This is a genomic window from Pseudoxanthomonas sp. PXM04, from assembly GCF_014851695.1.
GTDB lineage: Bacteria > Pseudomonadota > Gammaproteobacteria > Xanthomonadales > Xanthomonadaceae > Pseudoxanthomonas_A > Pseudoxanthomonas_A beigongshangi.
In genome coordinates, this window is the sequence record NZ_JACVAG010000004.1 from 65,955 (window position 1) to 87,649 (window position 21,695).

Genomic DNA, 21,695 nt, shown 5'->3' on the forward strand with positions numbered 1-21,695 from the left:
GGTCACTCCAGGTTGGATTTCAGCCGCAGCGTGGCCCGCAGCCCGTGCGGCAGGTGGGAACCGAGTTGGAGATCGCCCGCGTGCTGGGCCGCGATCCGCTCGACGATGGCCAGGCCCAGGCCGCTGCCACCGCGCGTGGCGTCATGGACGAAAGGCTTGCGGGCCTCGCGCGAATGACCGGGCGGCATGCCCGAACCGTGGTCGATGACGTCGACGCACCACGCATCGCCCTCCCGCCGGAGCCGCAGTTCATAGGGCGGGGCACCGTGCCGAAGCGCGTTGGTCACCAGGTTCTCCAGCGCCCGGAGCAGGGCCATCGGTCGCCCGCGCAGCCACGCCTGGTCGGGAACCTGCAGTTGCCAATCCACGCCGGAGACGGCGACGACCTGCCGGCAGATGGCCGCCAGATCGAGGGTGCGATTGTTTTCATCCCTGCCATCGCGGGCATAGGCGATGAACTGTCCGAGGATGTCGTCCATCTCCTCGATATCCCGATGCATGCCCGCGCGCAGTTCCGGATCGGTTCCCGGCAGCAACTCCACCGCGTACTGCAACCGCATCATCGGCGTGCGCAGATCGTGCGATATGCCGGCGAGCATCAGGTTGCGATCGTCCATCATCGCGCGAAGGTCATCGCCCGCCCGGCCAAGCGCCTGCGCCAGTTCCGCCACCTCCCGCGAAGCCTGGGGCAACGGCAGGCGCGGCCATTCGCCGCGCACCACGTCCGGTGCGTGCTGCGCCAGGCTGCGCAGGGGGATGACCAGCCTGCGGGCGAAACATCCCGCCGCCACCAGCACCGCGAGCGCGCACGCCAGCAGGATCAGCAGCGGCAGCCAGCGCACCTCGCCCTGCACCCGTTCGCGCGCGAATGAAATCCACAATGAAGGCTCCGTCCGCAGCCTGAGCCAGAGGACCGGTCGCCCGCCGGGGCCGTCCGCAATCCGGACCTCGCGCGGCGCCACATCCCCGGCCCCCGAAAGCGACGCCAGTTCACGCAGGTAGGGCGCGATCCGGGGCCGCGTGTCCACGGGCGGAGCGGTCTGGAAACGCAGGCCGGCGGCCTGCAGGCGGCTCACCGTGGTGTCGATCGGTTCCTTGCGGGCAAGCGTCTCCACGGTCCTGGCAAAGCCATCCATCACGCGATAGGACTGTTCCGCCGCCGGACGCACCCACAGTTCCCTGACCAGCAGGAAGGTCAGCACGAACGCGCCCAGCAGGCACAGCGAGATGACCGCCACCAGTTGTCCGAATACCGTCGATGGCCGGTTGATGCGCGGGGTCATGCGCGAAATCATGCGCGGAATCATGCTTCCTCCGCCGGCGGGACGAACACATAGCCGGCACCCCATACCGTCTGGATCAGGCGTGGCCGGCGCGGGTCTTCCTCGACCAGCTTGCGCAGGCGGACGATGGTGATGTCGATGCTCCTGCCCATTACCTCCAGGCCGCGGCCGCGCGCCAGACTCATCAGGCGGTCGCGGCTCAGGGTGGTATGGGGATGGCGCGCGAGCACCGAGAGCACGGCGAATTCGCCTCCGGTCATCCGCAGGGGGCGTCCATGGCGATGCAGCGTCCTGGCCGCCATGTCCAGGGTGAACGCGCCGAATCGCAGGCATCCGGCCTCGGGCGAAGGGGCGCCGGGAACGCGGTGGGAACGTCGCAATACGCTGCGTATCCGCGCCACCAGTTCGCGCGGATTGACCGGCTTGGGAATGTAGTCGTCGGCGCCCATCTCCAGCCCGACGATGCGGTCCACGTCATCGCCCTTGGCGGTGAGCATGACCACGGCAACGGCGTCGTCCTGCGAGCGCAGCCGGCGGCACAGGGCCAGCCCGTCCTCGCCCGGCAGCATGAGGTCGAGCACGACGAGGTCGTAGTGATCACGGCCCAGGGCGACATCCATGTCCCTGCCGTCGGCCACGCCTTTGGCATGCAGGCCCGATTCGCGCAGATAACGGCACAGCAGCTCGCGAAGGCGGGCGTCGTCATCGACGATCAGGATGCGGGACGGCGTGGATTCGTTCATGGCGGTCACTATGTCGGCAATGCCGGTCGCCGGCAGCGGGGAACCGGTGCCGATTTGTAAGCGGATGTTTCTGGAACGCCCGGGAGAAACGGCGGTTTACATCTGCGTGCGATGGAGGGAGCGGAGCGCGATTAGCGTGGATGCGTCGGAATTCCCGGCCAACCCCTACCCGAAGGAACCACCATGAACACAGTCCCTGTTTGGACCCGAATGTTTGTTTTCGCGATAGCACTGGCCAGTTGCCAGTGGGCTGTCGGACGCGAGCGTTTCCGCCATGTGGAACGGAGCCCGCATGCCGGCGAGGTTGAAGCGGCCCGTTCGAATGCCCGTTTCGAGTCCCGGCGGAGCCGCCATTGGCAGGCGGACGGGCATGGAAACGCCTCGCTCAATCGGCAGGGCTCGGCACAGGGTCATCGGGGCGGGACCGCCGGCTATCAAACTTCCAGCCAGCGCGATCACGCCGGGAATGCGAGTCGTCAGCGCGATATCTCGCTCCATGGTCCCGGCGGTGCGGGCGTCGACCGTTCCGGCAGCATCAGCCGGAGCGCGGACGGCAGCGTGTCCGGCACCCGTGCCACCACGCTCACCACGCGCGATGGCGGCCACTACGACGGCTCGCTCGCATTCTCCGACGGAAAGGTCAGCTACTCCGGGAGTTGCCACGATGCCAATGGCGATCCCGCGCCCTGCCGCCAGCGCTGATTGCGACAACCCGGAACGTTGAATTCCCATCGACAGGATCCCATCCATGAAAAGCATTCATTTCACCCTGCTGGCGAGCTTGTTGCTGGTTTCGTTCGCCGCGGATGCGCAGCAAGGTCGCGGCGCGCGCAAGCAGGCGCTCCAGGAACGCCTGCAATCCGCCGATACGGATCAGGACGGCTACATCAGTCGTGCCGAGGCCGACGCTTCCTTGCCTAAGCTGGCCGAGCATTTCGATCGCATCGATGCGGATCGCGACGACAGGATTTCACGCGAGGAACTCCGCGCGGCGGCCAGCGAACTGGTCGGAAGACGACGCGGCGGTCAACGCTAGCCCGTACCCGTGGGGGGAACGGGCGTTCCCCTCACGGGCCACCCGCAGGGAAGCGGGTGGCGGTACGCATCGGCATTCAGCCGACAGGCGGGGAAGCGCGATACGGGCGCAGTTGCTCCCGCCAGACAAGCAAATCGGCGAACTCATCGGCCAGTTGGTCGTCCTGCCAGCAGCGCCGCTGCGCTTCGCCGGGAAACACGGCATCGGTTTCGGGGACCACCGCGTCCAGCAGGGCGCACAGGGTGATGTCGGCGTAGCTGAAAGTGTCCAGCACGAATCCCGTTCCGGATTCGCGCAAACCGCGGCGCAATGCAAACAGCGCGTTCCGGTGGTTGCCGGCCCCGTATAAGTGCGCGTACTTCCGGTCCAGTGCGTTCACCACGCGGCGGGTGATGGGGCGGAGCAGGGGCCTGAGTCGCGAAGGCAGGTGGGGAAGGGATTCGTCGAGCGCGTCCGGATGCTCCGCGATGGTCCTGACCACACGGGTCCTGGCGGCAGCCAGGCCCAGCTCGCTGATGTCATCCCAGAACCGGATCCGGTCGAAATCGCCCAGCCGATCATCACCCGATGCCAGCGCGGCGTACCGGGCGATTTCGAACGAGCCACGTACCGGTCCCGTGTCCGTCAACAGCACGGGAACCGACACCTTGCCATGCCATTGCCGCAACCTGAGCCTGAGCCCGGGTTCGCTGAGGAACGGGACGTACTCCTGGTAGCGATAGGCCACGTCGCAGTAGTCCAGCGCCCATCGCGCCTTGCGCGTCCAGGGCGAGAACACCTCGCCGATCAGCAGTGCCATGCCAACCTCACGCTATGCCGGCTCGGTTCAATCCATCAATGCCGCATCCAGCGCCTCGGCAAACTCGCGCGGCTGGTCGAGCATCAGGTAATGACGGGCATCGGTGACTTCCACCAACGTGGCCCGGCTGCTCGCATACTGCTCCCGGTAGCGGCGGGCCATGTATCCGGCGGGCGCGCCAAGTGGCGACTGGTCGGCGAAGATGACGGTCAACGGCGGACGCAGGCCGGCGACTTCGGCTCTCAGGTCCGTGGTCGAGAGACTTTCGTACAACGCGGCGTAGGTGTCTCGATGGCTGCGTGCACCGCCTTGCGCGATTCGGGCGGCGGTGTCCGGATTGCCCACCGAGGACGAAGCCTGCGCCCGCATCCGCTTTTCGAAGGCCGCCGCGTCTTCCGCGCGCATGTCCCGGACCTCCGCGCCGACCTTGCCGCGCAGTTCCTCGTCCACGCTTGTGCTGCCGCGATTGGCGGACATGAAGGGCAGCGCGTCCACGATGATGACGCGCGCCACCAGATCGGGCTTCTGGAGCGTGGCCATCAGCGCCGCCACGCCGCCGGCCGAATGCCCGACAAGCATGACGGGACGGGACGAATTCCGCTGGATATAGCTCGTCAGCGCTTCGGCGACCGCGCCGATACTGCTTGGTGCGGGAGCATCGCCAACAGGCCCTTCGAGTCCGGCTATCCGGAGCCTGTGCACGCGATACCGGTCCGACAATCGCACCGCGGTTTCCTGCCAGGAAACATCGCCACCGGACAGGCCGGGAACAAGCACCAGATCCGTCGTACCGGTGCCCGTTATCTCGGCGGTGATGGGAAGGGAAGTGGGGGAGGGGAGCGTCGCGGCGCAGGCCAGCCACGGCAGCAGCGACAGGGTGAACGCGAAAAGACGAAGACCACGCATCTGGACTCTCCGGTGGGTGCGATGTGGCGGGAAGGATGGACGCCCGGGTCAGGCGGAACGGACTTTACCCGCTTTCCGGATGCGCTCCCCGAACGACTGGTCCTGCAACGCCTTCAGCGCGTTGCGAAGCACGTCTTCAAGCGAAATTCCCAGGTCCTCGTTGAGGCTGGCCGCCGCCTTCGCGGTGGTCGCCCAGTGCTTTTCGAGGAGGGGCAGGCGGGCCTTCGCGTAAGGGGTCAGGTGCACGATGCGCTCGCGACTGTCCTCGCCGGGCAGGAGCTTGACCCACTTGGCGCGTACCAGCGCGCTCAGGGTCTGGCTGACCGCAGAATGGCTCACGCCCATCCCGTCGGCGATGTCCTTGATCCGCGAGGGGCCGTGTTGGGAGAGCGCGCGGATGATCGGCGTGAAGCGCGGTTTGTAGTCGAGTCCGGATTCGGCGTACGCATCCGCGACCGCCGAATCCAACTGATCGATGAGCGTACGCAACAGCGTGCCCAAAGTCGCATGTGGTGTTGTCATGCCCCGGAATATATGTTAGCACTTATATATTGTCAATAACCGCATGGGAGGAGAGGGGTCATGAGCCAGGCACTATGGTTGGCGGCGATGCTGGCGGGCGGTTGTTCGCAGCAGGAAGCCGTGCTCGAACAGATGGCGAAAGCCATCGAGAAGGACTACGTGATTGCGCAGGAAGCCCGGCAGATTGCCGAAAGCGTCCGCGACTGGTCGGACAAGGGACGCTACGCCGATGCATGTGGCGACTGGCTTTCCTTCTCCAAGCGACTCAACCGGGATCTGGATGCCTACGACGGACACTTCCTGATCGAGCGGGTGATCGAAGAGAAGGCGGGCGCCGATGACGATTGGCTGATGGCCTGGCGGGCGGCCGGCAAGCCCGCCAACATGGGCGTGCGGGAAGTGAAGGTGCTGGAAGGCAACATCGGTTACCTGCGCCTGGCGTCCTTCTATCCCTGGGACATGGCGGGCCCCAAGCTCCGCAATGCAATGGAACTGCTCAAGGACACGCAGGGACTGGTGCTGGACCTCAGGCAGAACGGCGGCGGCGACGCGGATACCGCGGGCCAGCTGGTGCGTGCATTCCTGGGCGACGAGGTGTCTTCGGTTCAGGACATCCAGGCGCGCTCGGCGCGCCGGACGGAGCCGCTGCCCAAGCGTGAACTGCCGGAATACCATGGCGGGCTGGTGGTCCTGCTGGACCGCCGTTCCGCGTCCGCATCGGAGTACGTCGCCTATTCCCTGCAGGCCGCCAGCAGGGCGGCGGTGATCGGTTCGCGCAGCGCGGGTGCGGCCAACCTGCTGGGTGACCCCAAGCCATTGCCGCATGGCTTCCAGATTTTCATTCCGGATGCCCGGCCGCTCAACGTCCGGACCGGCGGCAACTGGGACCGCGAAGGCGTGGCGCCGGATGTGAACGGTGGAGATGATCCGCTCCATGTCGCGCGCCGCGTCCTGGGCGGCGATCTGGAAGTCGGCGAAGCAACCCGATGACCGTGCGCCGGAGGCGCGGACTTTCATGATCATCGTGATCAACGGCCCGCTGGGCATAGGCAAATCGACGCTCTCCGAAGTTCTTTCGGAGAAAATCGATCGTTGCGCCATGCTGGACGGCGACAGTCTGGTCGCGGTCAATCCGCTGCCTGCGGATCCGGTCGAGCACCTTCACCGGGGTATCCTGTTGCTGCTGCGCCACCATCGACGATTCGGCTACCGCCATTTCGTGATCAACCATCTCTGGGAAACCGCAGCCGAACTGGAGGACCTCCGCCGCCGGCTGGCCCGGTTGGATGACCGGATCCTCTGCTTCCGCATGACGCTGGACCCCGAATCGAATCTGGCCCGGATAGACCGGCGGGCAAGCGTCAGGGCGAGCGACGAACTCGACTACGAGAAGGAAACATTCCACCGCGAGCATGCCGTGCTGAGCGGCGCGGCCGGCCGCGAGCTTGGCGAGCCATGGGACGCGACCGCGCCACCCGAGCAGCTTGCCGATGCCTTGTTGCGTGAAATCCGGCATCGTTACCCGTCGGGTGGTGTCCAGGTCGGGTAAGTATCAAACCAGGCGAGGGACGAACCGTATGGTGAAATGTCTTGGAAGCGGCTCCGGAATGCGTACCCGGGCCGGAAAGGCGGGCCGTGGAAAATGAATACCTTGCAGACCATTCTCGATTCAGTGATCCACAGCAATGCAGGAGAGCCGAACCATGCCGGATTCGGCTGGACGGGCATTGGAACAATGCCGGAGGTCGGGCCGGCTGCCTTTCGACACGTCGTGTTCGCCCCCTTGTCCGAGGACGAGGTGGAGCGTCGCCAGCGAAGGTCGCCGACCACGTTTCCCCCGCGCGCAATGGCGTACCTGGCGTCCTTCAACGGCGCGCATTTCTATCAGGGAGGCCTTTCGATCTTCGGCCTTCGCGCCGAAGTCAGCCGCGATCCGGAGCGTCGCCAGCCATTCGACCTGATCGATCATAATGGTCTGCTCCGCCCGGCAAACTCGAATCCCGAAGACTTCTACATTGGCGGTCTCGATGAGGACGGGTCCGTGCTTTACTTCCGCGCTTGGGGCGCGCGCGTCTACCGTCGTCTGGAGACTTCGACGGAGCCACTGGAGCAGTGGGAGAATTTCGAGTCGATGCTGGAGTGCGTGCTGAACAGGCTTGCTGACGAGTTCAAGGGCGATTAACCGGTCCAAGAGGGCTATCCCGTCACCGGCAATGGCTCGAACACCCCTGGGGCGCCCTCTTGGTGTCGGACTAACTCTGAACGGAATAGGCACGCAGTTCACATCGATACGTAATGGCAACCCTTTCCGGGCGCCACGGTAACGGGAGGGTGCTACGGTCCGGGTATGAAGCTCAGGACACAACGAAGGATCGCCCTCGGCGCCCTCATTGCGGTGGCGCTGGTCGCCATCGCATACGGCGTTTACTGGTGCATGGAGCCTGGCAGCGACAGGACAGCGACTGACATTCCTCCTATTGCCGGCGCGCGCTAACCGTATGTGGTGGGAAGTCCGGCTAGGAGTTGGTCTGGCGGAAGGTTTCGGTGTGGGCTGAGGCCACCCAGGCCCCATCCTTGCGGACCCATGTCGTGGTGTCGTAAACCACCATGTCCTGGCTCTTCCCGCTGACGGTAATGGACTGGTCCGCTTTGTAGGTCGCAATGGCGACATCAGGCGCGGGGAAAATTACCCGTTCCTCGGAGAACTTGAAGGCCGTGACCCGCGCATCGCCGGACGAAGCCATTTTCCTGTATTCGGAGGGGCTGAAGTGATGGATTCCCCATCCGGAGACGGAAACCGATTCTCCATCAAGCAGCGAGATTGCAGTATCGACGTCCGTATCGACTATCGCCTGCCAGAACTGCCGTTCCAGCTCCATGATGTCCTTCTGGGTAGTCATGTCGGGTCTCGGTATTGAAGGAAACCTGGATTTTTCACACACGACGTGTACGCAACGTCATCGTGTTGTGAGGGCGGGATGACGCGGTCAGGCCAGGAGCGCTAGACAACTTTGGGTGTCTTTATGCGCCAGGGGAGGCCAGGTCATCTGCAGCCATCATTCCCCTTTCACTGTTCAGCGCGCAACCTCGATACCCTGCGGAGGGCGCGGTAGTGAAGTTGACATCTGGCGAGATCTGGATTGCGGTGGCTGTCGCCGTCTCAGTGGCGATAATCCTTGTCGTTCTTTGGTTTCTGGTAGGCCCGGTACTGCAATTGGATGGGGAACGATGGATGCCTTGAGAGAGCAAAGGCATGATGCTGATGTTTCATTGCAAACTGCGGGGCCGTCAGTTTCCGGGGATGGTCGCGAAAGGCGGTTCGGCCGTTCTATCTGGTTCTCGCCTCGTCCATCTTCTGCGCATATGAAATGACCGTTCGCTCGTCCTGAGCGGCCTGCTTCACTGAGTTAAGCCAGCGTACGGCGGCACCTCTGTTCTTGATCAGACCACCCAGGTCATCGTCCAAACACGCGGCGCAGACTTGTCCTCCGGGACTCGGGCTGCTGCAACGAAGGCATGGAGCCATCGTCGTGGTGGCAGGCGGCCTAAGCTGATAGACAATCTTGACCATCAATGCGGTGGCTTGGTCGGAGATACTCATCGTTTATCCTCGCGGGTAGTGATTTTCAATGGGGGCGAGGTCGTCGGACGCTCTTCTTCCGCCTGATTGGAAGGGCGGGTTGTTTGAGTGAGAAGGGCGGGCGTGGCTTGGCCAGGTTTTTGTTGGTGCGTTCTTTGAGGTAAGTCATCTGTAGCCCCTTGTGTACGGTTCAGGCTTGACGTCAATTCGCTCCTGGACCCGGTGTGCGAAGGCGCATGACAGGCGACATCCGCAGGAGGGCTTTGATCAGGGGCAACAAGAAAACGGCAGGAATTCCTTCCTGCCGTTCGCAATCCATTGCATGTCACCCGTTAGTGCTTGGTCGCTGCCGGGATGTTGACTTTGTCGATGCCATGGAGAACGCCATTGGTCGAGGCGATATCCGCCTGGGTAACCTCGGCGCCATCGATGCTGAGCCTGTCGCCTGCCAGTTGAATGGGGGCCGGCTGGCCGTTCACTGTCCGCGCAGCCTCCCACTTGCCGATGTCCGCCTTGCTGCGGCGACCATTGACGAGGTGATAGTTCAGCACCGAAGTGAGCTCCGCCTTGTTCTCGGGCTTGAACCATTCTTCCAGCTTGCCCGGAGGCAGTTTGGCGAACGCTTCATCGGTAGGAGCGAAGACCGTGAAGGGGCCTGGTCCAGCCAGGGTGTCTTTCAAGCCTGATTGGTTGACGGCGCGGGCGAAGGTCTTGAAGGAACCGTTGGCAGCGGCGGTATCCAGGAGGTTCTTCTCCTGGGACTTGTTTTCTTGGGTCGTGTTCATGGGTGAGCCTTGGTGTGATTTGCGGATTGCAAATCGAAGATGGCCGAAGCCAAAGCCCCGATTGCCGGGGCGAGAACTCAATGCGGAGAGTGGGTGGAAGTGCGGCGCGGCTTGAGGAGCCGTTGCGGCATTGCGCGGCAACCCAATGACCATAGCCCCATGGTTGTTACTGTGCCGTGAGCGTTGCCGTCGGTCTGAGCGGGGGACAGGCATCGGCGCTCGCGTCGCAGAAGTGCTATGGTGAGCCGCTGCTGGAATGCGAACTCCGCCTATCTCCAACGTCCGTCTCGTGCCGGCCTGCACGAAAGCGAGGACGTCATGAACAGATACAAGGGGCACCGCGTCGTGAGTGCCAAATTCGGTGAAGGCATTGCTGCCATGCAGATATCAGGCGCTGTGGAACGGGCCGAGAACGAAGGCTGGCCGATACCGCCCTCCGCCGTGGAATCACGGCCATCCATTGCCAAGGCGAGCGCTGTGCGCCACGTGGCCAAACACATTGCATGCCATTTTCGCAGCGAATTCAGATTCTGGACGGGATTTCCCGAGCGCAGGCAAAAGGCGTGCCTCTAGGGCAACGCGTCCAAGGCGATGCGTGATGCAACCATGTCCGGGGACTGCCGGGGTTGGCCTGTGGACCTGTCAAATATCGCGGAGAGGACGGTCATCAACATTGAGGCCGAACTGGAATTTTGGGAGCAGATAATCTCGGCAAATGGGTTTCCCGGCCTGGAGCAAAGCTTCCATCAATTACGTCCTACACTGAAGTTCTCCTACGATGCTTACCTGGCCTGGAAAGGGGAGGCGCTGGTCGAGCTGGAGAGCGTTTTGAAGTGCTCCTATGACAGGCAAATCGATCCGAGAAAGAGGCTCGATTGGCTCTATGCCGAGCGAGTGGTCAAAGTTGTCTGGTTCCGTCTCGGCATATCTGATGTTGTTTGAGGCTCCAAACTAGGGAGATGGTTGTGCGGCATAAGCACGAACTTACATTCACACTTCACGTCGGAAATCGCCAGTCGATTGGCCCTGCCGAACTCCAGTCCATGTGGCAGGAGGCGGCGCAATCGTCCGATGTAAGCGTCAGCCGGCGGACTTCAGCCTACGATCAGGCAAAGCAGCCCTATTACGAGCTGTGGGCTTGGCGCCTTCATGACAAGGACGCTGTTGAAAGGCGACTGAGGAGTTTGTTGGAGTCAAAGGGATACTTGTTCGGACTCGCCGACATGACCCTCTAGACCGTATCTTCGCCCGAAGGAGCTTTGGGGGGCGGATATGGGCCACTTTGCATCCGCGGTAGCCGGGCAAGTTATGCGGTGGCAACGGGGGTGTGCCTGATCATGGTCTCCGTGCCGTGTAGTGGCTACTTGTTGAGCCTGCCATGTTAGTGGACATTCTCCAGGCTTGCAGTGGCCGTGTTGGTCTGCATCGAAAGCCAAATCGCGTTAGCCTGTATCCTGCTGAATATCAGTTGGGACTAATAGGACATGAACCCTGCAACTTCGTACAAGGGGCTGCTGCTCGGCATGGTCTTTGGCTTGGCGCTGGGGGCATTCATCGACCGAATCGCCATCGGTATCGCCATTGGCGCAGCACTAGGCTATTTGTATGACGCCGGCTATTTCAAATCCAAGAAGCCCTAAGCCTTCTTGTCGAAGTTTGACTTGGGAGAAGGCTCGGCAGCCTCCTGGCATCTGCTGAAGCGAGTGGCGGACGGAGCTTCAAGTCGATTCTGGCAATAGGCAAGCCAGTTTTTTGTTCTTGCGAACCTTGCTGGAATCACCTGATGACATTAATCCGCCTGGAGATGGTCATCCTGCATCACAAGCAAAGAGTTCTCCGACAACTTCAGCATGGCTGACTCCATCCTGCTTACGGGGCAGGTCGCCTTGCTGAAAGGGAAGGGCGGCTCATGGGTGACCCTTGTTGGAATTTTTGGGCCGCTGGGAAGCCTCGACTACACCGACGACATCTTCCGGCCCATCGCAAAACTCAATGTTCAGCTTGTTCGGTAGCAACAACCATGTGCCGGGACTTGTCCGAACGTCGGTAGTTGAGGATGACAGGGTAGGTCGCTTCGAACTATCGCCAGGTTATCTGCCTAACATTGAACGCCAAAGCATTGAACACGTTCGATGGCGAAGGCAGACTCGTCGCCGGAGTCCAAAAACTCCTACATTGAGCAGAGCCACCGTTGCAGTTCTCGGTGGCTCTTCTGTACCAGCAGCATCGGTACTCCGACGTGGTGGAAGTCACGTCGGGAGGGCGGCTAATACAAGACCTCGCAAGAGGGAATACGCCCGCCGACTCAATGCGGTTTTTTGGCCTCCCGACATCCCCGTCTGCCATCCGGCAACGGGGATCTTTCCCCACGGACCGGAGTACCGCCAATGAGTTCAGATTCCCCTACGCCCGCCATGCCGCGCACCGGCTATTTCTTTTCCGAAGCGGCCATCTACGAACTGAAACAACTGCGCAACCAACTCAACCTGATGGGCTGCCTCAGCGCCGCCTGCGGTGGCGACGAACACAACGAACCCACCATGGCCATCCATCGCTGGTATGCCAGCTTCGAGAACATGGAGCGCCAGGTCGACCGCATCATGAACCAGTCCGAATGGATATCGGTCACCCCGGCCCAACCCGGCGACGGCCCCAAGCGAAAGCTGCTGAAACGCAAGCGCGCGATGCGCTGACGCGGCATACGCATCATGTCGGGGCGGTGTCTTCCTCCCCGGCATGCAGCGCCCGAATGCCAGATTGGGGCGCCGCAACGCTCGCGTGATGTTCTCCGTCGATTGATCGGGTCCGGCCCAGCAGGGACGCGAGAAGTGGACACAGTCATGCGCCGCCATATCGTGAAGAAGAGGGGCGCGTTACTGGCTGCGACATGAAAACAAAAAAGCCCCGCGAATGCGGGGCCTTTCGTTCGCTCGTATCTTGTATTACTTGCGGTTGACATTCGCTTTCAACATGGAATAAGCGGTGCCCTCAGGGGACCGATTTGCGGCTCGTCGAGGGCGTTTGAAGATTGCTTCCTGGCTAGGGGTGAGTACCAGGCAAGACGGAGCTCAGTGCCATTCCTTCAGCAAGCCAGATCTTCAATGAGAGCGCGTTCTGCACCTTCGTTCCTATTGACGAAGCAATCCAGCTTGGTGATCTAACCTACAAAGACTATTTAAGGAGCTTGCGCGGCAAGATCGGCCTATATCATTTGTGGGTTGACTATGAAAATTGTGATGACCATGACACGCAAACAATGCTTTGCGTGTACGTCGGCAAAGGCTTGGCGGAAGCAAGGATTACCAGCCACATCAAGACTAAGTGGCCAAATCAGCAACGGCGCACTGAGCATTTGTTCGCTGTATGGGATCACGAACGCTATCTCTTAGGCACAGAAGCGTATGCAATCTGCAATCTCATGAGCTCATATGAGAGTTAACGGGTTCACGGCTAACAATTCATTGAAGCCGAAGACGCTTCGCGGCTCAGCTTTGTTCAGGCATTGATGTCCACTTCTGGCCGGACGCGGATATCATCGAGGCAGGGGATTAGGGAGATTTATCGGGGGGTACGTTGTAGAGGTAGTCACCTCCTCACGTGAACAGATATATGTGGCTGTTGGTACCCGCAGATGCGTCTGAGACGTCGTTCTAGATGTTTGTGTTAAGGAGGATGTTCTCAACAAGATCCGAGATGAACTCCTCGGCAGAAACAACGACGAAGACCTTTCCAGAGGGATGGGCTGCTGAGTTTCGCTTGCCCAGCTTCTCTTCAAGAAGTTTTAGGGTCTCACCGCTAATCAATTTCGCTGTCCGAGCAATTTTAATGACATCGGATTCCTTCAGATCGGCGAAGTCAGTTCGATTGACGATAGGACGCTTAAAGTTGTGAGTTCCCACTTGGGTATTGAACTGGGCTAGACCTTTCGCGTAGATGCGGTCCACGACGTCACTGTAGGCTAGGTTCCACGCCATGATCACGGCGCCGCGGTACGCCTTGTGTCCGAAACAGATCAGTGCTTCCTCCAAGTACGCGCGATTGTTCCTGTCCGTAATGCGCGGAAGGAGGTCGTTTAGCAGCTTCGTAGTCATCGCACTTGATTGGCGAATTGGGTAGCTCATTTGCAGGCTTTGTCGAGCCGATGCGGAAAGCCTGTAACCCAACTTGTCCTTAATGATTCTTGCGGGCTTCTTAGCTGCCAGCTTCGTGAGAGTAGAGGCAATATTCACCGGTCTTGGGAGATGCGTCTTATCGAAGCAGCTCCCAATGTCGCCCGTTGAGAAGCGTTCCTTACCCTCGGCTTCGTGCAGGTACCACGCAAACACTTCCGTTTGCGTGGGAATGCCCTTCTTGGCGAAATCGCTTATCGAGGCCGTCCAGTGACTGATATCACTCGGTGCCATTCAGCATCTCGAGAACAATGTTTTCGCCAATGTGATTGATGGTGCTGGTGCCAGGCGTAGACCCGGCCCCCATCTGCGTACGGCGCTTGTGGCGCAGGTCCCTGATCGGCCCCGAGGGATCTTTGGGTACAGTCCACTGCAGATGCCGGAATGCTGTAAAGAAATGATCTTGGGCAAGGTCAGAGATGCCGCGCGTGTGCTTGTACCAGTAAGCAACTACCAAGTATTTCTGAAGAACTTGCTTCGGAGTTGTCTGTGCGACGAATTCTTTTAACGTGGGTGAGACGTCGGTGAAATTTATCTCCAAGATATTCGGAGTCGGCGCCTTTCTTGGTGTCCTTGGAACACGGGTGCTCGTGCTCTCGATGACACCTTCTTCTTCGCCTTCTTCCAACTCTTCATCGAACTCTTCCTCGCTCTGATTGCCAGACCCGATGTACATGGGCCTAGCCGCAGACGGCGAAGCGCCGCGATTCAATGCTGCCGCGATGCTCTTCAAACTTTCCTGGATGCTTTGGTCACTGCCTTCGACCTCGAACTCAACGAGGCGAATTTTCACCCTGCCCACCTTTTCGGGGGCCTTCGTTTGCTTTGCCATCTAATGCTCCTTGCGAATCCGGCCTACGTACCAGTCTCTCCGTCCCCATAAAGCGCTTTGCCTCTTTGCGAGGCCTAGTCTAGAGCAGTTCATGGATTGCTTGGCAAATGTCCGATTCGGAACGGTGCAGCGCTCGCAGGTGAGGGCGCATCCCGTCGCCGCGTCGGCGAGGCTTGCCGTGGAAGTGGGGGGCACATGTTTTTGAGCTATCTAACTAAGCGCATCCCTGAAATCCCCCCGCCCAGGCTCGGCGGTAGCTGGCACATCGGGCCGCAGCTCGACTGCCCAAACGGGAAGGGCCGGAATGAAAAGCTAACCCGTTGTTTTTCCTTGTTCCGGGGCAGGGGAGGGCTCGAACCCGTCGCCAGGTTGTCGGCGGATTTTAGCCGGCTGTACGGGGAGTACGAATGGCTGGCTGCTCGCAGGGATTGGTCGCCTGTTGCCTTGGGGCCGCAACGTGCTGCTAACCAGACTCGAAGATCCAGCTGAGCGCCTGCGCTACGCCGAGCAGGCCATCGCCGGCGGCTGGTCGCAGAGCACCCTTGAAGCCAACATCCGTGACAAGCTGTTGGAGTGCGGCAGGTAAGGATCTCTAGACTCGGCGCTATCAAGGCTCCCGGGACTCGAAACCGCATTCGACTTGTCAGTGGTTGTTTGTTCGTCCGGGCGTTTTCTCGGTGGACTACGAAACGCGGGCGATTGTTGGTCGACAACTAGGTGGTTGTTGGGCGACGACGGGGCGTTTCCTTGGAGGCAATCAAGTAGCGCCAGGCGCGAGCCGCCCGAAGCCATGTCCGCCGGACCCGCCTCTTATTTCGCATAATGGGGCGTTCTGATTCTTCAACTGCCCTGATAGCGGGTCCAGCTGAGACAGCTGCCGTGCAGACCCCGCCTGTGGCAAGCCCACCGAGAGCCCCAACAGAAGCGCCATGAAGGCCGCGCGGCCGTGGCGCTGCCACACCCTACGGTCTTCTCCCTCGTGCGCTCTGTCGGCCTCGATGGCGGCGAGGACCGCTAGTTCTTCAAGGCCCAAATCACGGGCCATCCGGGCTGCGAGTGCTGCTTTCGCATGGCTGCGACCTGCTCGCCAGTTCGATGGCGTGCCGTGTGTGACGCCCAGTTCTTTGGCTGCGGCGTAGTCGGATTCGATGGCGTGTTTCGCTTTCCACGCATCTAGCAGACGAACGGTTGTGGATTCCATGCTAAGCCCCTTGACATATGTCAACACCCTTAGTGTAATCGCCGCCGTGCGCTAACCCTCTTAGCGCATCTGGCCGGAAGGGGTCCGGCTCCGGGGGTGTCCCATGGGGTTCTTTGAGACCGTGCGGGTCGTGCTGTTCTTGCAGCATCCGTACACGCTGCTGTTCCTCGGCGGGCTGTTCGCCGTCGTGTTGTTCTTCGCCGCCATCGTCGTCGGACGGGTCGTGGCATATGTCCGGTGGAGGAGGGATGCGCCAGGTCGAGAGGCGCTCCTCCTTGCATCAGTCTCGGGACTGTCGGCGGATGGCCGGCAGGGGAGGGGTGGACCCTCCCTAGGCGGCTACGTCGATGGGTTACCCCTGCCCAGCCGGCCACCGGCCGACGTGCCGCCTATCCCACCTTATTCCCCGTTTGAGGCGTATCGCGATGCTGACGGCTATCTCCGCGTGGAGGACATGGCCCCATGCGATGAAGCGCGGTTCTACGGCTATGACGACGAACCATCATCGAGGTCCGGGACATGAGTGCGGATGCTGTGTTCCGCGCTCGTGGCACGGGCCCAGCGCCCGCGCAGGGGAGTCTTCCTCTCAGTGATGTGTCGCGGGTGCTTCCTCGCGAGGTGTGGCGCTGTGCGTGGCGTAGAGCGCGTCTGTGCTGGCAGTACGCATTGCCGGGTGACCTCGGCGCGTGGCTGCTGACTGAGGTCGATTTAACGGCGTTCTCCTGCCGGGGTGTGCGCGCCGCGGCCGAAGGCCGCGGCGTGGGCTTGTCTCTTTACTCAACAAGTGACAAGAGTAGTGGGGAGGTGGCCCGTGCTTGAGGTCACCAACGGCCAAATGAAACAGAAGCGCCTTTTTTCTTTGGCGCGTGGTGTGAAGGCTGCCGCCTGGGCGATTGATGAAAAGTTCGCTTCGGAGTATGGCCGTCCGGAACTGACCGAAGCCGGGAAATTCAGCCGGTTTAGTCCTTATCGCACCGCTCTGGTCACGCTCACGTATCGGGCAGATGGGCAGTGGCAGGAAGGCCAGCTCTCCGCACTGGTGAAGCATTACCGCGAGTGGTTCAAGCGCAACGGCAAAGGCTGCGCGTTTCACTACGTCTGGGTGATGGAGCTAACCGAGATTGGCCGGCCTCACTACCACATGGTGATTTGGCTCCCGCGCGGTGTGCGTCCGCCGTTGCCGGATAGGCAGGGCTGGTGGCCGCACGGCATGACGCAAGCGGTGTATGCGCGTTCGCCGGTCGGCTATATCACCAAGTACGCCAGTAAGCAGGAAACCAAGTCGGGGCGTCACCTGCCGAAGGGTGCGCGCCTGTGGGGCTACGGCGGCTTGAAGATGGTCGAGCGCGCTGATGTTGCGTTCGCGCAGGCTCCGCGCTGGCTGAAAGGTCTCATCCACCACGAAAGCCACCCGGTCAAGCGCGTCTACACCTGCGTGGTGAAGACCGTGCGCTACGGAAACGGCTTCGTGCACGAACAGATCATCCGTAAAGCGGGCTGGGTTCTTAAATCCGGTCTCGCGGCGGGCTGGTGGTTCTTTTCGCCATACGACTATGCCGGATTCACCGGCGACGGCATCGCCCTAAGTCACCGGGGGCATATCGAGGTGCTGACTCCTGAAGGTGACACCCATTTCATTTCACATAGGGGCTAACGCTCATGCATCTGCGCATCGAAATCGCTGATACCACCATCAACACCCGTTCGGGCAAGAGCAAAGCCGGGCAGGAATACACGATTCATCGCCAAGAGGGCTACCTGCACAACGGCCACAAGTATCCGGAGCGCTTTGAGTTCGCGCCGCCGATGGACGGTGACAAGCCTGTCGCGTATCCGGTCGGTTTCTACGACCTGGACCCGGCGTCCATCCGCGTCGGTGAATACAAAGACCTCGAAATCAACCGGTTCGATTTCAAGTTGGTGCCGGAAGCCAAGCCGGCAGCGAAGTAAGGGGAGGGCAGGCCATGACCGTTCCGGTTCCTGTGGTTGAAAAGTACATGGCCTGCACCGCCTTTGACGAAGGCAGCGGACAGTGCGCCGCCGTTGTCTGGGTCGATAAGCCCTCGTCCATCCCGAAGCTCTCGGCGGAACACGGACTGATGTTGTCCGGGGCCATCGTGGTGATTTGGTTTGCGGCGGCGGTGTTCGGCCCGGTGTTGAGAAAGAGCGCGTCCACTCGTTACTGAAAGAGGTGTTTTATGAATCGCAACAACAAGGAAACCCGTGCGCTGTCGCTGCGTGACCGTGCCAAGTCGCTCGCCAAGAAGGTGTTCGTCGCGTCGTCCCTGTCGCTGGTGGCCGTGGGTTCGGCCATGGCCCAGACGGCGGCGGATTACCCGGCCGACATGGCGGCGGCCGAAGGCTGGTTGCAGGGCAAGGCGGCTCCCATCATCGGCTTCGTCCTGCTCATGTCGATGATCATCGTCGGTATCAAGGTCGCCAAGATGCCGCGTCGCGCCTAACGGTGCCGTTCCACGCCCCCCGGCGGTTGCTGGGGGGCTTCTTGTTGGTGAGGTGGGGTATGGGCGAGTTCGGGGACTACTTCGGTTACGTGGTGATGCTGGCGCTGTTGGGCGCGGCGTGGATTGGCTTGCCGCATGGGGGCGACGATGACTGAGCGCGAAATGCAAGTACTGGACGCGGTGGGTGGCTATGCGGCGCAGTCGTGGGCGGTCGCGCTGGCGGCCATCAGCTGCGTCGTGCTGTGCTACTTCCTGCCGCCCACCTCGATTGCGCGTCGTCCGTCGATGGCAGCGGGCGTGCTGACGGTGTTGATGCTGCTCATGTGGGCATCGACGGTGAAGGCGCAGTCAGTCACCTATGAAGACCAGGGCGCAGCGTATGCGGGCTGCTATGGCAATGCCGGTGCTGTGCTGCCGTTTCAGGTCAACGCGAATCTAGAGCGCATCGGGTGTCGCGAGTCCAAGCTCGCGCAGGATACGTGCAAGCAATCCGGTGCCACCACGTACGTGATATTCGGTGTCAACCGAGACAAGAACAACAACGACCAGTCGGGTAGCTGTTTCGACTTGCGGACGTACGTGCCCAACGTGCTGACGCACTCGTGGCCCGCAGGCAAGACGTGTGCGGGGCGTCCGGACGAGTTCACGTGGACCGCACCTCCGGCCGGTGGCAACAGCACGGTCTGCCATCAAGGCTGCACGTATGACTGGGTGATTTCGGCCGGCGGTTCGTATTACGAAGCCAGCGGCAACCTGTGCAGTGAAGGCACACCGCCGGAGGTCGACACCGATGGTGACGGCGTACCCGACGATGAAGATGCGTTCCCCAATGACCCGAACGAGTGGAAAGACACGGACGGCGATGGCATCGGCGATAACGCGGATACGGCGCCGGAGGATCCGACCAATGGCGAGGATGAAGGGCAGGGCGATGAAACGGACAACACGGCCGGCGGTGGCGGTGACTGCAAAGCACCGCCAACCTGTAAGGGCGATGGCATCGCCTGCAATACGAATTTCCAGATGTGGAAGACCCGGTGTGCCGTGGAGAACATGGGCGGCGAGGTCACCGGTAGTCCAGGTGACTGCAATGCGGGCTACAACTGCAAGGGCAACGCCGTAGCCTGCGCGCAGCTGTTCGTCCAACGTCAAGCCCTGTGTGCGGGCGGCAACGGACAGGACCCCGGCGAAGAGCCGGGGTCTGTCGCGGGCGGGGGTACCTGTCAACAGCCTTACGTGTGCACGGGTTCTGACGTGGTCACCTGCGCTGTACTGCGCGAACAGCACCGCTTGCGCTGCGCGATGGAAGATGCGGAGGGCGCTGATGACATGGGCGAGTCGTTGCAGCCTGATGACTACGTGGGCATCAGCGAGCGGCCGTTTGACATGGCCGACCTCGATGCGTCGGGGTGGCTGGGCGGTGGTTCCTGCCCCCTGCTGACCTCGGAATTCTTCGCCTCGCTGCCCGGCGGGGCGTCGCCGGGCACGTGCGGCGTTCTGGCGGCTATTGGCTTGTTGGTGATGTTTTATGGCTACTGGAAAGCGTCCCGGATACTGGGTGCGGCCATCGCCGGGGGAGGTGAGTGATGTGGGCAGGGTTGATGGCCGCGCTGTCGCGGTTGGTGGGGACGCGGGTCGGACAGTGGGTCTTGGCTGGGCTGGCGTTCCTTGGGTTGAACCTCGTCACGCAAGAGTTTGTGGTCGGGCCGATGCTCAACTATGTGCAGACCTCGCTGGCCGGTGCGCCGGGTGACCTTGTGGCGCTCATGGGCTACTTGCGCATCGACCAGTACGTCACGATTGTTATGTCGGCCTATGCTACGGCGGCGTCAGGCAAGGCGCTGAAGCTGCGCAAGAAAGCCGCGTAACGTTCTCTCAGGGGTAAGCCATGCTCAGACTCATCACCGGCGCTAACGGCGCGGGCAAGTCCGTTCGCGCGATTGAGCGCATGTACCAGTACCATGCTGACGGCGTGCAGGTGTTCGCCTGCGGGTTCACCAATCTGCGCGTCCCGTTTGCTCAGCAGTTCCCGGACCCGCGTCGGTGGCGCGAGTTACCACCGAATTCGGTCTTGTTCGTGGATGAGGCGCAACAGGTCTGGCGGGCACGTTCGGCGGGACAGAAGATTCCGCGCGAGGTCGAGGACTTGGAAACGCATCGGCATCAAGGCGTGGACCTCGTGCTGATTACGCAATCACCCAGCTACATTGACTCGCACCTGCGCTCGCTGATTTCCGAACATGAGCATCTGGTGGCGTGGGGCAACAACGCGGCGCGCATCTTCAAGTTCGCCGAGTGCTTTGATGACGTGAAGTCGCTGGGGACGCGCTCGCGTGGGCAGTACATTGAATGGAAATACCCGGAGGCCCACTTCGGTGATTTTGATTCGGCGTTCGTGCACCTGAAAAAGCCGAAGAAGCCATGGCAGCACTACCTGTCGAAGGTGTTGTTCGTCGGTGCCGGCATTGTCGGGGTGTGGTCGCTGTGGTCGGTGTCCAAGTGGTGGTGGGACGATGAAGCGCCGGCGCCTGCCGTCGAAGCCGCAGCAAAGAACCCGTCCGCCGGCAAGGCGCCCAAGAGTGGGTTTAGCCTGTTCGGCGCCGGCAGCGCCACGCCCGTGCGCAGCTTCGCCAACGCCCAGGAATACCTGCGGTTTGAGAAGGCACGGATCCCGGAAAAGCCATGGTCAGCCCCGGCCTATGACGCCCGCGAAGTGAAGGCCGAGCCGGAGCTGTACTGCATGGCCAGCGGCGAAGGCGGTGACCGTAGCTGCAACTGCAAGACCGAACAGGGCACGCGCTACCTGCTGCCCATGGCGCAGTGCGAGTTGATGGCGCGGTGGGGTCCGGCCTATAACCCGTACAAAGGCCCTAAGCAGCCTGCATCCACGGCCCAACAGGGCGGCCCCGGCGGCGGCGACGCCTCCAACGCTCAATTTCGCATAATGCATATTATGTTCAAGGCGAGGTGGGTCACCCTGGCCCGGGTCTGGCGGTACTACTGGACCCTGCTCAGGCTCCTGCTGGACCGCCTCCTGCATGGCGATAGCTCCCCCGATGAAAACAGGAGCTTGGCAGCATGCAAGTCGATTTGACCGGCGAATGGTACGGCTGGAAACAGCGCGGCCGGTATCTGGTGTCGCCCGAGGGCGACCGGCTCACCTTGGAGCGCATGAAAGGCATCGCGTGGCGGCTGGACATGGAGGCCCGGCTGTCCGCCGCCCGCAATCGGAACGCGTCACGAAAAGCGGTTTCGCAGGGGTTGGTGAAAGTCGTTGTTGTGGACCTCGCCGACTGGCACGCCCAGCGCTTCGGATCCCGGGCCGGCTAAAGGCGTCACCGTAGGGGCGCTGCCCCTACACCCCAAATCTAGAACGA

Annotated in this window: 30 protein-coding genes; 20 read left to right on the forward strand and 10 right to left on the reverse strand. The window is 61.6% G+C overall.

The window, feature by feature from the left end; all coding sequences use genetic code 11:
* Window positions 1-2 precede the first annotated feature (2 nt).
* Window positions 3-1,307 carry an ATP-binding protein gene (locus tag IB228_RS11040; protein WP_183636264.1) on the reverse strand — a complete coding sequence of 435 codons (1,305 nt, stop codon included), beginning with the start codon at window positions 1,305-1,307 and terminating at the stop codon, window positions 3-5.
* The gene (ompR, locus tag IB228_RS11045; RefSeq protein WP_183636272.1) at window positions 1,304-2,026 is read right to left on the reverse strand and encodes a two-component system response regulator OmpR; all 723 of its coding nucleotides are present in this window, start codon (window positions 2,024-2,026) and stop codon (window positions 1,304-1,306) included. Before ompR ends, IB228_RS11040 begins: the two co-directional genes overlap by 4 nt.
* 183 nt (window positions 2,027-2,209) lie before the next feature.
* Between ompR and IB228_RS11050 the strand changes: the two genes are divergently transcribed.
* Together IB228_RS11050 and IB228_RS11055 are read left to right on the forward strand one after the other, a co-directional pair.
* Window positions 2,210-2,728 (forward strand): hypothetical protein, encoded by a 519-nt coding sequence (locus IB228_RS11050; RefSeq protein WP_192198471.1) that lies wholly within the window; start codon window positions 2,210-2,212, stop codon window positions 2,726-2,728.
* Between the two features lie 46 nt (window positions 2,729-2,774).
* Window positions 2,775-3,062: an EF-hand domain-containing protein gene (locus tag IB228_RS11055; RefSeq protein WP_192198773.1), complete on the forward strand. Its 288-nt coding sequence runs from the start codon at window positions 2,775-2,777 to the stop codon at window positions 3,060-3,062.
* A 76-nt stretch (window positions 3,063-3,138) separates the two neighbouring features.
* On the opposite strand, the gene IB228_RS11060 is transcribed toward IB228_RS11055, so the two are convergent.
* Genes IB228_RS11060 through IB228_RS11070 form a run of 3 tightly spaced genes read right to left on the reverse strand, consistent with a single transcriptional unit; the run spans window position 3,139 to window position 5,256 of the window.
* Entirely contained in the window at window positions 3,139-3,861 is a 723-nt protein-coding gene (locus IB228_RS11060) for a glutathione S-transferase N-terminal domain-containing protein (protein WP_192198473.1), read from the reverse strand.
* A 27-nt stretch (window positions 3,862-3,888) separates the two neighbouring features.
* Window positions 3,889-4,767: an alpha/beta hydrolase gene (locus IB228_RS11065; protein ID WP_192198475.1), complete on the reverse strand. Its 879-nt coding sequence runs from the start codon at window positions 4,765-4,767 to the stop codon at window positions 3,889-3,891.
* A 48-nt stretch (window positions 4,768-4,815) separates the two neighbouring features.
* Window positions 4,816-5,256 (reverse strand): MarR family transcriptional regulator, encoded by a 441-nt coding sequence (locus tag IB228_RS11070; protein ID WP_343227070.1) that lies wholly within the window; start codon window positions 5,254-5,256, stop codon window positions 4,816-4,818.
* 93 nt (window positions 5,257-5,349) lie between these two features.
* Here IB228_RS11070 and IB228_RS11075 point away from each other — a divergent pair, with 93 nt between their 5' ends.
* From IB228_RS11075 to IB228_RS11085, 3 genes are all read left to right on the forward strand, one after another.
* The gene (locus tag IB228_RS11075; protein ID WP_192198479.1) at window positions 5,350-6,279 is read left to right on the forward strand and encodes a S41 family peptidase; all 930 of its coding nucleotides are present in this window, start codon (window positions 5,350-5,352) and stop codon (window positions 6,277-6,279) included.
* Window positions 6,280-6,304: 25 nt separating this feature from the next.
* Entirely contained in the window at window positions 6,305-6,838 is a 534-nt protein-coding gene (locus tag IB228_RS11080) for a Gar/GrdA family gentamicin resistance ATP-binding protein (protein ID WP_192198481.1), read from the forward strand.
* 93 nt (window positions 6,839-6,931) lie between these two features.
* Window positions 6,932-7,471, forward strand: a complete 540-nt coding sequence (locus IB228_RS11085; protein ID WP_192198483.1) for a hypothetical protein — start codon at window positions 6,932-6,934, stop codon at window positions 7,469-7,471.
* 334 nt (window positions 7,472-7,805) lie between these two features.
* Here the strand turns inward: IB228_RS11085 and IB228_RS11090 are convergent, their stop codons facing one another.
* Both IB228_RS11090 and IB228_RS11095 read right to left on the reverse strand, forming a co-directional pair.
* Window positions 7,806-8,189: a nuclear transport factor 2 family protein gene (locus IB228_RS11090; protein WP_192198485.1), complete on the reverse strand. Its 384-nt coding sequence runs from the start codon at window positions 8,187-8,189 to the stop codon at window positions 7,806-7,808.
* Between the two features lie 1,012 nt (window positions 8,190-9,201).
* Window positions 9,202-9,654, reverse strand: coding sequence for a fasciclin domain-containing protein (locus IB228_RS11095; RefSeq protein WP_192198486.1), 453 nt, complete (start codon window positions 9,652-9,654; stop codon window positions 9,202-9,204).
* A 318-nt stretch (window positions 9,655-9,972) separates the two neighbouring features.
* Here IB228_RS11095 and IB228_RS11100 point away from each other — a divergent pair, with 318 nt between their 5' ends.
* The 5 genes from IB228_RS11100 (at window position 9,973) to IB228_RS11120 (ending at window position 12,347) form a co-directional block, all read left to right on the forward strand.
* Window positions 9,973-10,227 (forward strand): hypothetical protein, encoded by a 255-nt coding sequence (locus IB228_RS11100; RefSeq protein ID WP_192198488.1) that lies wholly within the window; start codon window positions 9,973-9,975, stop codon window positions 10,225-10,227.
* Between the two features lie 18 nt (window positions 10,228-10,245).
* Entirely contained in the window at window positions 10,246-10,596 is a 351-nt protein-coding gene (locus IB228_RS11105; RefSeq protein WP_192198490.1) for a hypothetical protein, read from the forward strand.
* A gap of 542 nt (window positions 10,597-11,138) precedes the next feature.
* Complete coding sequence (locus IB228_RS11110) at window positions 11,139-11,294, forward strand: hypothetical protein (RefSeq protein ID WP_183636291.1); 156 nt, start codon at window positions 11,139-11,141, stop codon at window positions 11,292-11,294.
* Window positions 11,295-11,504: 210 nt separating this feature from the next.
* Complete coding sequence (locus IB228_RS11115) at window positions 11,505-11,666, forward strand: hypothetical protein (protein WP_183636293.1); 162 nt, start codon at window positions 11,505-11,507, stop codon at window positions 11,664-11,666.
* A gap of 375 nt (window positions 11,667-12,041) precedes the next feature.
* Window positions 12,042-12,347, forward strand: a complete 306-nt coding sequence (locus IB228_RS11120; protein ID WP_141452850.1) for a hypothetical protein — start codon at window positions 12,042-12,044, stop codon at window positions 12,345-12,347.
* 957 nt (window positions 12,348-13,304) lie between these two features.
* Here the strand turns inward: IB228_RS11120 and IB228_RS11125 are convergent.
* Together IB228_RS11125 and IB228_RS11130 are read right to left on the reverse strand one after the other, a co-directional pair.
* On the reverse strand, window positions 13,305-14,057 hold the full coding sequence (locus tag IB228_RS11125; RefSeq protein ID WP_192198492.1) for a hypothetical protein: 753 nt from the start codon (window positions 14,055-14,057) through the stop codon (window positions 13,305-13,307).
* Window positions 14,044-14,655: a hypothetical protein gene (locus IB228_RS11130; protein ID WP_192198494.1), complete on the reverse strand. Its 612-nt coding sequence runs from the start codon at window positions 14,653-14,655 to the stop codon at window positions 14,044-14,046. Before IB228_RS11130 ends, IB228_RS11125 begins: the two co-directional genes overlap by 14 nt.
* Before the next feature lie 457 nt (window positions 14,656-15,112).
* Here IB228_RS11130 and IB228_RS19940 point away from each other — a divergent pair, with 457 nt between their 5' ends.
* Window positions 15,113-15,241, forward strand: coding sequence for a hypothetical protein (locus IB228_RS19940; RefSeq protein WP_255431431.1), 129 nt, complete (start codon window positions 15,113-15,115; stop codon window positions 15,239-15,241).
* 171 nt (window positions 15,242-15,412) lie between these two features.
* On the opposite strand, the gene IB228_RS11140 is transcribed toward IB228_RS19940, so the two are convergent.
* Window positions 15,413-15,856 (reverse strand): hypothetical protein, encoded by a 444-nt coding sequence (locus IB228_RS11140; protein ID WP_192198496.1) that lies wholly within the window; start codon window positions 15,854-15,856, stop codon window positions 15,413-15,415.
* 103 nt (window positions 15,857-15,959) lie between these two features.
* Between IB228_RS11140 and IB228_RS11145 the strand changes: the two genes are divergently transcribed.
* From IB228_RS11145 to IB228_RS11185, 9 genes are all read left to right on the forward strand, one after another.
* A complete protein-coding gene (locus tag IB228_RS11145; protein ID WP_192198498.1) occupies window positions 15,960-16,379 on the forward strand; it encodes a hypothetical protein in 420 nt (139 codons plus the stop codon).
* A 288-nt stretch (window positions 16,380-16,667) separates the two neighbouring features.
* Window positions 16,668-17,510, forward strand: a complete 843-nt coding sequence (locus tag IB228_RS11150) for an adhesin (RefSeq protein ID WP_343227071.1) — start codon at window positions 16,668-16,670, stop codon at window positions 17,508-17,510.
* 5 nt (window positions 17,511-17,515) lie between these two features.
* Window positions 17,516-17,806 carry a single-stranded DNA-binding protein gene (locus IB228_RS11155; RefSeq protein WP_192198502.1) on the forward strand — a complete coding sequence of 97 codons (291 nt, stop codon included), beginning with the start codon at window positions 17,516-17,518 and terminating at the stop codon, window positions 17,804-17,806.
* Between the two features lie 14 nt (window positions 17,807-17,820).
* On the forward strand, window positions 17,821-18,042 hold the full coding sequence (locus tag IB228_RS11160; RefSeq protein WP_192198503.1) for a hypothetical protein: 222 nt from the start codon (window positions 17,821-17,823) through the stop codon (window positions 18,040-18,042).
* A 12-nt stretch (window positions 18,043-18,054) separates the two neighbouring features.
* Window positions 18,055-18,318 (forward strand): hypothetical protein, encoded by a 264-nt coding sequence (locus tag IB228_RS11165; protein ID WP_192198505.1) that lies wholly within the window; start codon window positions 18,055-18,057, stop codon window positions 18,316-18,318.
* A gap of 162 nt (window positions 18,319-18,480) precedes the next feature.
* Window positions 18,481-19,905: a hypothetical protein gene (locus tag IB228_RS11170; protein ID WP_192198794.1), complete on the forward strand. Its 1,425-nt coding sequence runs from the start codon at window positions 18,481-18,483 to the stop codon at window positions 19,903-19,905.
* Between the two features lie 14 nt (window positions 19,906-19,919).
* Entirely contained in the window at window positions 19,920-20,186 is a 267-nt protein-coding gene (locus IB228_RS11175) for a DUF2523 family protein (protein ID WP_225562399.1), read from the forward strand.
* A 20-nt stretch (window positions 20,187-20,206) separates the two neighbouring features.
* Window positions 20,207-21,412 (forward strand): zonular occludens toxin domain-containing protein, encoded by a 1,206-nt coding sequence (locus IB228_RS11180; protein WP_192198509.1) that lies wholly within the window; start codon window positions 20,207-20,209, stop codon window positions 21,410-21,412.
* Complete coding sequence (locus IB228_RS11185; protein ID WP_192198511.1) at window positions 21,397-21,648, forward strand: DUF3653 domain-containing protein; 252 nt, start codon at window positions 21,397-21,399, stop codon at window positions 21,646-21,648. The genes IB228_RS11180 and IB228_RS11185 overlap by 16 nt, the downstream gene beginning before the upstream one ends.
* Window positions 21,649-21,695 lie beyond the last annotated feature (47 nt).